Below are 10,444 nucleotides of genomic sequence, written 5' to 3'. Positions count from 1 at the left end.
CCTTGGTGCGTTGGCACGGCGGCAGCAGAAACGCCACGTCCGTTTGTTGGCAACGGCTCAAGGCGCTGCTCGCCTGCTGCAGGAACGCCTGCCAAGGCGCGTGATCGCCCCAGTGCGCCTTCAATTGCGTCGCCACGGCATGGGAGATGTCGTAGGTCTCCACGCAGTCCGGCGCCTGCTCGCGATACAGCGCGATGCCCTTGCGCAGATCGCTCCCGTGGTCGGCGACGATCTGCACGGGCGGCCCCGTGCGCGCACTCACCTGCTCCAGCACCGCCGCTACCCGCACCCCGTTGCTGTTCACCATCACCTCCACGGCCAGCACCGTCATGTCGCCATGGCAGGGCGAATACCCGGTCTCGGCCAACCGAGCGGCGGGAATGCCGAGCACCACCAAACACTTCAGCGCGCCCAAGGCCACCGTGTGGTCCAGCACGAAAATCCAATCGTCGCGTCGCGGCGGCGGGCGCTTCAGCACGCCCAAGCCCAAGCGACAGCACCAATTCAGCACGGTGGTCGCAGCCGGAACGCCCAGCGGCACAGACTGCGAGAACAAACGCAGGACCTGCCCGACCCCGCGGCAACCAAGGCCGATATGCAGATACAGCGCCATGCTCGTCTGCATCGCCTCCAGCGTATAGCGATGGTTGGCGATACGCCTCGGCATCCGTGCCGCAGGCGACTCCCCGTCGGCGTCCTCGTCGGTGTCCTCGCCCGATGCGCCGTCCGCCGGGCTGCGGCCCTCGGCCGACAAGGCCCGATCCTTCCAGTAGGCACGGCTGCGCTCCAGGTCGCGGATGCGCACCTGCGCCGAACGCAGGCGCTGCTGGCGCTCCAGCGCCTTCTCCTTCCAGCGCTCGCGCGCGCGGCGCGCGAGGCGCAGCAGTCGCGAAACGGGCGTGTTCAGATCGTTCATGCGTCGCGTACCTCAGGATCGGTTGCACGCGACACAGGACATGGCGGCGTGCCTACAGATCCATCGATATTCGACGCTTGTAGCCGACTCTTCAACCCTGGTCACGGCTTTGCCTGCCAAGTATCTGTTCTGCATGAACGACGAGGGGCGGATTCCACGGAAACTGAACTACCTAGCCCCGGGGTGGACTTCGCTGTCGCTCGTCCACCCTTGGTCCCACTAACGACCAAGCCGCGGGGGCGCATCCTGCGCAGCCAGGGCTTCCAACCCCGATTGTGTCGGGCCGGGATGGCCTGACTACTCAGTCAGCGCCCAAGGCGGTCGGAGTTATGATCAAGGCCGACGAGGCGGTCGATGGTCTTCCAGTCGGCGGCGTCCCAGCCGATGAGGAGGAGTTTCTTGGTCGTGTGCGTTCCTGATCGTTGGTCGCTCGAATGCATCCCTGCGCGGCACCTCAGCCCCAGCGGGGTGTTCGTCACGCTGCCGGATTGGGATTAGCTCGTCCACTGGACAGACGGTCGCTCCTCACCCCAGTCGATCAGCAGCAGTCTCTTTGTCATCAGTGTCTCGTCGTCTCAGGGTTGGCCGCACCAGCACGGCGGTCTGGCCGCGAGAGGCGTGATGCGCTAGCATCACCGCATCACATGACCATTGCTGCGGCGAAGTCATGCGTACGACCCTCGACATCGACTCAGACATCATCGAAGCCATCAAGGAGCGCGCACGCCGGGAACATCGGTCCGCCGGCGCCGTGCTCTCGGACCTGGCTCGCCTGGCGCTCACCGAGGGCGCGACGCCGGATTCGGAGCCGGCCGGGTTCTACGGATTCCGACCCCTGCCAGCAGACGGTCGCGTCGTCAGCGACGAGACCGTGGAGCGCCTGCGCGACGAGCTCGGCGTCTAGTCCGGGTGGGTGATGCGCGGCCTACTCGACGTCAACGTCCTGATTGCGCTGTTGGACGCGGCGCATCAACACCATGGTGCGGCAAGGGCATGGCTGGATGCGAATATCGCGCAGGGTTGGGCGTCTTGCCCGATCACGCAGCATGGCTGCGTGCGCATCCTGTCGCAACCGGCCTACCCAGGGGGCCAGCCGCCGGCGGTCATCGCTCGTCGCCTACGCAGCGCGACCGAGACCGAGTGGCACGCCAGCGGGCCTCCGCCCTACGCGGATTCAGCCGCCCGCCGCTTCAGACCCTCCTCGCGCCGGCGGCGATAGGCCGCGACGCCCATGGCACCGAGGCCGAGCAGGGTCAGCAGCGGGGTGGTGGGGTTGGGCACCGGGCATCCGTGGCATGCGCCTGACCGTGCGACGCGTCCTGGAGGCGGTGGCGCTGTACCCGGACCGTGAAGAACTGCATCGAGAGTATCCTGAGCTGGAGGCGGACGATGTCCGACAGGCCCTGGAGCTTGCCGCGATGAGTCTCGATGACGAGCTCATCCACATCGATGCCGCATGATCCGGCTGCTGCTCGCTCAGGGCTGCCGCGCAGGTCCAGAGCATTGGGAATAGCACCGGGTGCAGCGTGGTCAGATTGACGCGGGTGCCGCGCTTGAGCGGGCCCTGCATCACGGGCATGTCGCCTTGGTCGACGAGGCGGTCGATGGTCTTCTACTCGGCGGCGTCCCAGCCGATCAGCAGGAGTTTCTTGGGCATGACAGGGCTCGATGAAGAGGTTGCGCCAATTGGCGAAAGACGTATGCACGTCTTGCTCGGCGAACTGTTATCGGGCTTCGCGGTCGGCAGCCGCGCCGAGCACCACCGGCGCGAGCTGGATGCCTTCCTCTAAAGCGGTCGAGTGCGCACGCTGTCCATCGATCCAGAGACCGCCCGCTGTACGCCCGCGTCTATGCCGGGCTGCGCGCCGCGGGACGGCCGATCCCGACCAACGACCTCTGGATCGCGGCGGGCAGCCTGCAACATGGTCTGGCGCTGGTCACCCGCGACCGACACTTCGCTGCGATTGATGGCCTGATCCCTCCACCGCAGCGGTCCATTGCTGCCCGCATCGGCTCCCGCGGGCACGTCCTACACCCGCTTGGGTTGACGGGCACTACTCAGCGCGCCGATTGCACCAGCGCCTGCGCCTCGCACTCGCTGCGCTCGCCCGCGGCATCCTGCTGCCTGGCCGCCTTCAGCGCCCGCGCATACCACTCCAGCTCGTCCAGGAACTTCTCTGCACGGTCCTCCCAAGCGGTATCGGTGGGCGTGCCGTCCTCGGCGAAGGCGTCCTGCACCCGGGGCACCGGGAAAATGGACGGGATGCTGGACATGCCCATCTCCGACAGCATGCCCCTCAAGGTCATGGCCGCCCGAACCCCGCCGAAGTGGCCCGCCGAGTAGCAGGCGATGGCGCTCGGCTTGTTGAAGTACTCCTCCAAAAAGTGATCCAGCAGGTTCGACAGCGCCGGCGGTACCGTGTGGTTGTACTCGCCGGAGACGACGATATAGGCATCGGCGCGGCGCACCCGTTCGGCGAGCCGCTCCAGCGGCGCCGGCGCCTCACCCGGCGCGTACTCCTTGTACATCTTGTCCAACAGCGGCAATTGTAGCTCCAGCGGGTCGACCAGGAGCACGTCGTGGCCGCGGGCGCGGCACTGGTGCTCGACGAAGCGCGCGGCACGGATACCCTGCCGCTCGCTGCGCACGGAACCGTAGAAAATCAGAAGATCCAAGGTCATGGTCAGTTCTCCTCGCGCGCCCTGATGGGGCGGTTGCATGGGCTTCGGCAAAGGTTAGTATGCCGCGGTCCAAACTGCAGTCCGCTGACGCCGAGATCATCGAAAGCCGTGGCCGCTGCGCCCTATTTCCCACGGATCACCCCATGCCAAGCCCGCTACTGATCAGCTTTCTCATAATGACGATGTCCAGCATGAGCCACGCCGCCGACCGCCCCGACGCGCCCAATAGCAGCGCGAAGCCCCCCGAGCTGATCCCGCTGGAGGTGCTGTTCGGCAACCCCACCCGCACCCAGGGGCGCATCGCGCCGACCGGCGACTACCTGAGCTGGCTAGCGCCGTCCGACCAGGGCGTGCTGAACGTCTGGGTGCAGCCCACCGACGGCAGCGGCGAGCCGCGACAAATCACCGACGACACCGTCCGCGGCATCCGCTTCCACGGCTGGTCCCAGGACGGCAAGCGGGTGTTCTATCTTCAAGACCAGGGCGGCGACGAGAACTGGCACCTGTATGCCGTGGACCTGGCCGGCGGCGAGACCCGGGACCTGACGCCCTTCGAAGGCGTGCGCGCCGAGAACCTGATCACCGACCCGGAGCACCCGCAGGAAGTCCTTATCGGGCTCAACAAGCGCGACCCGAGCGTCTTCGACATGTACCGCATCGACCTCGCCAGCGGCGAAGTCACCCTGGACACCGAAAATCCCGGCGACGTGGTGGGCTGGCTCACCGACGCCGACTTCCGCATTCGCGCCGCCGAGGCCAAGGATCCGGAGACCGGCGCCGACATCGTCCGCGTACGCGACAGCGACAATGCCGAGTGGCGCGAGCTGATCCGCTTCCCCTTCGGCGAGAACGGCGGCGCCTATGGGTTCGATGCATCCGGCGACACGCTGTTCGTGTCCAGCTCGCTGGAGAGCGACACCACCAGGCTCATCGCCCTGGACGCCAAGACCGGCAAAGAGCAGCGGGAGCTCGCCAAGGACCCGAAAAGCGACGTCGCCGGCGTCATCGTCCACCCCACCGAGCACCGCGTGCAGGCGGTGGAGTTCGACTACCTGAAGCCCGAGTGGACACTGCTGGACGACAGCCTGAAGCTGGACTTCGACTACCTGCGCAATGTTGCCCGCGGCGAGCTGGTCATCGCCGACCGCACACTGGCCGACGACCGCTGGATCGTCGCCTTTCAGCCGGACGACGGCCCCACCAGCTACTACCTCTACCGGCGTGCCGGCGATGACGGCAAAGAGCGCAGCGCGGAGCTGTTGTTCGTCACCCGCCCGGAGCTGACCGAGTATTCGCTCACCAACATGCAGCCGGTGGAGATCCCCGCCCGCGACGGGCTGACCCTGCCGAGCTACCTGACGCTGCCCGTGCAGGTCGACGGCAGCAGGCCCGCCGCGCCCCTGCCCATGGTGCTGCTGGTGCACGGCGGCCCCTGGGCCCGGGACTACTGGGGCTATGACGCCCAGGCCCAGTGGCTCGCCAACCGCGGCTATGCGGTGCTGCAGGTGAACTTCCGCGGCTCCACCGGCTTCGGCAAGGCGTTTCTGAACGCCGGCAACGAGGAATGGGGCGTCGGCGCCATGCAGCACGACCTCACGGACGCCACCCGCTGGGCCATCGCGCAGGGCATCGCGGACCCCGAGCGCGTGTGCATCATGGGCGGCTCCTACGGCGGCTATGCGACCCTCGCCGGGCTCGCCTTCACGCCGGACCTCTACACCTGCGGCGTGGACATCGTCGGCCCGTCGCACATCAAAACCCTGTTCGAGTCCATCCCGCCCTACTGGGCCCCGGCCAAGAAGGAGCTGGTGCTGCGCGTGGGCGATGTGGAGAACGACCCGGCGCTCAACAAGCGCATCTCACCGCTCTATCACGTCGACAACATCGATGATCCGCTGATGGTGCTCCAGGGCGCCAACGACCCGCGGGTGAAGATCGCCGAGAGCAACCAGATCGTCGAGGCCATGCGCGCCAAGGACCTGCCCGTCACCTACATCGTCTTCCCGGACGAGGGCCACGGCTTCGCCCGCCCCGAGAACCGCCTGGACGCCTTTGCCCGCATCGAGCGCTTCTTGGCCGAGCACTTGGGCGGGCGCGCGGAGCCCGAGCAGCCCATCGAGGGCAGTACGGCGGAGGTGCGCTAGTCCGGCGGGCAGCGTCCAGCAGCAACCCCGTACCCAGACAGAAACGACGGCGACAGGTCTGACCTATTCGACGCACCCTGCTCGCTAAGGCCGTCCCTGACCCTGGAGGCAACCCCTCGGCTCAAGCCGTCCGCTGGACCAACGCCGCACCCGAGGCGTCGCCGACGAGCGGTTTTCGGGGCGCGTTGGGACCCACCGAGCTCAATGCCAGCTCGGCCGATCCAGTCGGCTAAATTGAGTCAGATCAGTGAGATGGCGCATTCTGCGCATGACAAGCAGCGCCCTGCGGCTAAACTTCGCTCGCAGACGGCGGGCCCCGTCAGCCCGTCCGACAGGGTCAGCGCCGGGTTACGAGCTGTTTCATCGCGCCGCCCGGACAGCTGAGCCATTGGCCGTCACATCGAGGGGCTCACCTAATGACTTCCGAACAGATCGCCGCCGTCAGGACTTCCTGGGAGCAGCTTCGACCCATCTCGGAGCAGACTGCATTTCAGCTCTACACACGGCTGTTCGAGCTGCATCCGGAGCTGCAGCACTTGTTCAAGACGGATACTCGCGAGCAGGGCCACAAGCTGCTCGCCATGCTGGATACCGCCGTGGCCTCGCTGGAGGACTTCGACACCCTCAGCACCGACATCCGAGACCTCGGCGACCGCCATCTAGCCTACGGTGTCAGAGTCGAGCACTACGCGCTGTTCGAGGACGCCTTGCATTGGGCGCTCAGCCACGGCCTGGGCGAGCGTTACACGCCCGATGTGGCCACGGCCTGGCGGGCCCTGTTCGGGCGGCTTGCCGACACCATGCGCGGGCACACCGCGTACGCGCACGGCTCAACGCCTCAGGCGTCGGCCAGCTGAATCCGCGGGAGCCGGGCAAACGCCGGCCTTGGGAGCACGCGCATCCCTGCGCTTATCGCCAAGCCGACCGGCGTCAGTGATCGACGCGGTAGACGGCGATGGTGCCGGTCTCCTCGCTGGCGGTCACCAACAGGTCCTGCCCGTTCGGGCTCTCGGCCGCGGGGATCAGGACCATACCTTCCAAGGCGATGTCATCGGGCGCGCCCGGCGTGTAGGACACGAACCGCGGCAGCGCCGGGTTGGTGACGTCGTAGATGATGACCCCGCTGCCGGCGCGCTCGAGGCCGCCGAAGGCGTACCAGCGCCCGTCCAGCTCACCGACGATGACCGCCTCGGGCTCGGCGCCCTTGTTGTCGGAGCGCTTGTCGCGCTCTCCGGGGTCGCCGTCGTTGGCGTTGAACAGGTCCGGGGTCAGCTGCGCGGTGACCCGAGCGATGTCGTCGTTGGTGTCGCTGCGCAGGCCGTTGTCGATATCCCAGACCGTAAAGGAGCGCGCGCCATAGCTGAACAGGGCCTGGAACGCCCCGCCTGGTCCGGCGTTGCCATCGATGGTGGAGATGTCCAGCCGGCCCAGGTTCTCCTCCAGCTGAAGCGTCGCCGCATCAGGAAACACTGCCGGGTCCAGTGTGACATCGTCGATACGGTCATCCTCGTCCCGGGCGTCACCCTCATTGGCCGTCAGCACGAAGCTGCGCCCGAGGCCCGGATCATAGGCGGCGATGCCGTCCGGCATGAACATCCCCTGCACCGGCCAGGACGCGATGTTGATGCCTCCGTCCCTGTCGCTCGGATCCAACGCATTCTCCAGCAGGCTGTGGTTCTTGGTCCCCAGGGCGACCAGATCCACGGTCACTGGTGACGCGGTAAGGTCCAGCACAGCCAGTGCATTGTTCTCCTGCAGCGCGACGTAGGCCGTGGCGTCGTCCGCGGACAGCGCGATGTACTCGGGCTCGAAGTCCTGGGCGGCCTGCTTGCCCGGGAAGATGCGGATACCGTCCAGACGCAGGTCGTCCTCCTGTCCGTTGAAGCCGGTGAAAGGCACCTGCGTCGCGATGGCGCCGGCGACACGGGCAGCCGCATCACCAGCCGTCGGGACCTCGACGATGGTCACCGATCCAGCCGGATCGACGCCGCCGTCCGGCTCGCCCTCGTTGGCCGCCAGCACCCGGGTGCCGGCCCGGTCCCAGGTCACCATGTCCGGCAGGGCGCCGGCCTCCACGGAGCCGAGGAAGGCACCACCGGCATCGTAGAAGGCGATGCGCCCGGTGTCCGTCTGCGGGCTCGCCTCGACGGCCACCGCCAGCAGACCGTCCTTGAAGCTGACGCTGGTGACGCCGCCGGCGGCGAAGCCGGCGATTTCGGTCTCGACATCCGTCTCGGGGCTCAGCGTCGCCGTCAGCGCCGGTGACGCGGGATCGCTCAGGTCGACGACATTGACGCTGCCGCCGGTAACGAAGAGCTGTTGGCTTGCGGCATCCCAGGTGACGATCTCGGCGCCGCCGAGGCCCAACCCGCCGATCTTCGCCAGGCTCACCGCGCCGGGCGGCATCTCGCCGACCGTATCCGTCTTGCCCGTCAGGCCCAGATTCTGGTTGCGCAGGTCGTCCAGGGCGTCCGTCTCGGAAAGATCATAGGCCACCTCCGGGAAGAAGGCGCCCATGTACTCGGCCAGCGCATCCTGCTCGGTGCCGTCCGGGGCAAAGGTGAACTTGCCGGTGCGCGGGGCGCCCTCGGGCTGCTCGAGATCCACGCGGTCGGTGCTCGGGAATGGATAGTCGTCGCCGCCGCCCGCGAGGAAGCCGAGGGTGACGATGCGGAAGCTGCGGTTGGCATCGCCCACGAAGCTGCCGCCTTCGACGATGCTGTCGATCACCGCGCCGCTGTCGTCCACGACGGCGAGCGACTGCACCCGGTTACCCGCAGACTCGGCGGGGTCCCAGCTGAAGCGGACGCCGGCCACCTGCGGGAAGCGGCCCTGGGTATTGGCCGGATCCAGCGACGAGGCTGCGACGCCGTGCTCCATCACGGCCTTCAGCTCCGCGGCGGTGAGCGTGAGCAAGGTGAGCCCATTGTTGAAGGCCAGTGACGACTGGGCGTCCAGCTGGCTGACCTCGTTGTCCTCGGGCGGCAGGAACTGGATGTCGTCCGGGTTCGTGGAGCCCGGCGGGAAGCTCACCTGGCCGATGTCCGCGCGGATGCCGCCGCCGTTCTTGATGGAGATCTGCACGCTCGGGTCGGCCTGGCGTGCCACCCAGAGGTTGGCGTCGGCGGTGAGGTTGCCGAGATTGGCCTCCTCGGTGCGTACCGTGCTGCGGCGCCCGTCCAGGTAGACCTCGCTCAGGCCCAGCACGTTGCCGTCCAAGGCCTGAACCACCGCGAGCAGGTCGTCGGCGATGGCGGCCACCGTAGGGTCGGCATCGTTCGCAGTCAGGCCGAAATCGTTGAGTCGGCCGGCGGTGGTGGCGTAAGCGCCGTTGACCTGGGTATCGAGGCTGTCCAGGTCAATGAGGCCGTCCACGCTCAGCTCGGACACCAGTCGGCCGAGATACCTGTAGTCGCCGTCGGTGTTGACCACCAGCACCGGCTCGCCGTCGGCCGAGGTGCGCTCGATGGGGTAAGATCCCTGGGCGACGTCGCCGGGACGGAGCACGTCGTCGTCGTCGGCGAGCAGGGTGTTGGAGCCCCCGGCGACGATGATGTCCACGTCCCGCAGTCCGATGGCCAGCGCCTCCTCTATGGCGATCTGCTGCATGTGCGCGAGCAGGATGACCTTGTTGATACCGCGTGCGGTCAGTGCATCCACCGCCGGCTGGATCTCCGCAGCCAGGTTGTCCAGATCGCCGGGGTCGGTGCTGTCGAAGCCGATCGGCGCGATGCCGATGCCGCCGGGGCTGGTGATGCTGCCGAGCGACGGGGTGCTCGCGCCGACGACACCGATGGTCTCGCCGCTCACGTCCACCGTGGCCCAGCCGGCGAGGCTGTTGGGGATGGCGCCGGCGTCGAGCCCGTCCGCGACGACAAAGGGCGCTGTGTCCGCATCCGTGGTGAAGTCGAGGTTGGTGCTGAGGTAGGGGAACTGGGCCCCGGGCCAGCTGCCGTCGACGCCGATGATGTCGACGAAGTCGCCCGGACCCTCGTCCAGCTCGTGGTTACCAAGCGCCGAGGCCTGAAAGCCCATGGCGTTGAGCATGCCGATGTCGCCCCGACCGGGGCCGGGCACACCCAGCAGCGCTGCCAGGCTGTCGTCGGCGGCGGCGGTGTAGCGCGGCCCCGGAATCCAGTTGTCGCCGGAGCTGAGCGTGATGGTATTCGGATAATTCGCGTCGTCGCGGAAGAAGTCCAGGAAGGCCGAGAACCCCTTGACGTTCTCCAGCGCCGCGGTGGCCGAGGTGCTGTCGATGTCTGCGACATGCAGCAGTTGCAGCTGGAAGGGCGCGTCGTCGATCTCGGCGCGAAGCTCCAGCTGCGGGCGCACCCGACCGGCGCGCTGCATCAAGACACGCACGAAATCGGTGCGCTCACCGGGGGCCAGGCCGGGGCCGTCGAGCGCCACCTCGAAGAATTCGCTACCCGCGTCAGTGCCGTCGGCGCCCAGGATGGGCAGAGTGGCGCTCTCCACCAGGATGCGCAGCGGGCCCGTCAGGGCATTGGGGCCCGTGTTGATCAGCCTGGCCTCGACGAAGAAGGCGCCCTGGGAGCGGTCATAGAAGAGTCGGCTCTGCGTGAGCTCCAGATCCGGACGGGTCGTCCACTCGGCATTGGCGGCGACAGGCAGCATGCCGCCCAGGGCGAGGGCGATGGCGCCGGCGAGGGGGGTCTTGATCAGCTTCATGGCGGCACGACTC

General features: G+C 67.6%; 9 protein-coding genes. 5 read left to right on the top strand and 4 right to left on the bottom strand.

Features of this window, described 5'->3' with window-relative positions:
* A partial coding sequence (locus CKO31_RS09850) for a hypothetical protein (RefSeq protein WP_200236485.1) occupies window positions 1-916 on the bottom strand: 916 nt, incomplete at its 3' end.
* A 667-nt stretch (window positions 917-1,583) separates the two neighbouring features.
* Between CKO31_RS09850 and CKO31_RS09845 the strand changes: the two genes are divergently transcribed.
* A complete protein-coding gene (locus CKO31_RS09845) occupies window positions 1,584-1,820 on the top strand; it encodes a hypothetical protein (protein ID WP_200236482.1) in 237 nt (78 codons plus the stop codon).
* 260 nt (window positions 1,821-2,080) lie between these two features.
* Here the strand turns inward: CKO31_RS09845 and CKO31_RS09840 are convergent, their stop codons facing one another.
* Window positions 2,081-2,197, bottom strand: coding sequence for a PEP-CTERM sorting domain-containing protein (locus CKO31_RS09840; RefSeq protein WP_200236480.1), 117 nt, complete (start codon window positions 2,195-2,197; stop codon window positions 2,081-2,083).
* 14 nt (window positions 2,198-2,211) lie between these two features.
* Here CKO31_RS09840 and CKO31_RS09835 point away from each other — a divergent pair, with 14 nt between their 5' ends.
* Both CKO31_RS09835 and CKO31_RS09830 read left to right on the top strand, forming a co-directional pair.
* Window positions 2,212-2,376, top strand: a complete 165-nt coding sequence (locus CKO31_RS09835) for a DUF433 domain-containing protein (protein WP_200236478.1) — start codon at window positions 2,212-2,214, stop codon at window positions 2,374-2,376.
* Window positions 2,377-2,520: 144 nt separating this feature from the next.
* Entirely contained in the window at window positions 2,521-2,706 is a 186-nt protein-coding gene (locus CKO31_RS09830) for a PIN domain-containing protein (protein ID WP_200236475.1), read from the top strand.
* A gap of 268 nt (window positions 2,707-2,974) precedes the next feature.
* Here CKO31_RS09830 and CKO31_RS09825 read toward each other — a convergent pair whose 3' ends face one another.
* On the bottom strand, window positions 2,975-3,598 hold the full coding sequence (locus CKO31_RS09825; protein WP_200236472.1) for an NADPH-dependent FMN reductase: 624 nt from the start codon (window positions 3,596-3,598) through the stop codon (window positions 2,975-2,977).
* A 191-nt stretch (window positions 3,599-3,789) separates the two neighbouring features.
* Here CKO31_RS09825 and CKO31_RS09820 point away from each other — a divergent pair, with 191 nt between their 5' ends.
* Window positions 3,790-5,742 carry a S9 family peptidase gene (locus CKO31_RS09820; protein ID WP_200236470.1) on the top strand — a complete coding sequence of 651 codons (1,953 nt, stop codon included), beginning with the start codon at window positions 3,790-3,792 and terminating at the stop codon, window positions 5,740-5,742.
* Window positions 5,743-6,158: 416 nt separating this feature from the next.
* The gene (locus CKO31_RS09815) at window positions 6,159-6,599 is read left to right on the top strand and encodes a globin domain-containing protein (RefSeq protein WP_200236468.1); all 441 of its coding nucleotides are present in this window, start codon (window positions 6,159-6,161) and stop codon (window positions 6,597-6,599) included.
* Between the two features lie 73 nt (window positions 6,600-6,672).
* On the opposite strand, the gene CKO31_RS09810 is transcribed toward CKO31_RS09815, so the two are convergent.
* The gene (locus tag CKO31_RS09810; protein ID WP_200236466.1) at window positions 6,673-10,431 is read right to left on the bottom strand and encodes a choice-of-anchor I family protein; all 3,759 of its coding nucleotides are present in this window, start codon (window positions 10,429-10,431) and stop codon (window positions 6,673-6,675) included.
* Window positions 10,432-10,444 lie beyond the last annotated feature (13 nt).

It is taken from the genome of Thiohalocapsa halophila, assembly GCF_016583825.1.
Taxonomy (GTDB): Bacteria; Pseudomonadota; Gammaproteobacteria; order Chromatiales; family Chromatiaceae; genus Thiohalocapsa; species Thiohalocapsa halophila.
The sequence above is the reverse complement of the archived record's forward strand: the minus strand, read 5'-3'. Positions and strand labels throughout refer to the sequence as shown.

What these genes read in the sequence shown, in the direction of transcription:
- CKO31_RS09845 (WP_200236482.1), top strand. Translation starts at nt 1,584, where the DNA reads ATGCGTACGACCCTCGACATCGACTCAGACATCATCGAAGCCATCAAG.
- CKO31_RS09835 (WP_200236478.1), top strand. Translation starts at nt 2,212, where the DNA reads ATGCGCCTGACCGTGCGACGCGTCCTGGAGGCGGTGGCGCTGTACCCG.
- CKO31_RS09830 (WP_200236475.1), top strand. Translation starts at nt 2,521, where the DNA reads ATGGTCTTCTACTCGGCGGCGTCCCAGCCGATCAGCAGGAGTTTCTTG.
- CKO31_RS09825 (WP_200236472.1), bottom strand. Translation starts at nt 3,598, where the DNA reads ATGACCTTGGATCTTCTGATTTTCTACGGTTCCGTGCGCAGCGAGCGG.
- CKO31_RS09820 (WP_200236470.1), top strand. Translation starts at nt 3,790, where the DNA reads ATGAGCCACGCCGCCGACCGCCCCGACGCGCCCAATAGCAGCGCGAAG.
- CKO31_RS09815 (WP_200236468.1), top strand. Translation starts at nt 6,159, where the DNA reads ATGACTTCCGAACAGATCGCCGCCGTCAGGACTTCCTGGGAGCAGCTT.
- CKO31_RS09810 (WP_200236466.1), bottom strand. Translation starts at nt 10,431, where the DNA reads ATGAAGCTGATCAAGACCCCCCTCGCCGGCGCCATCGCCCTCGCCCTG.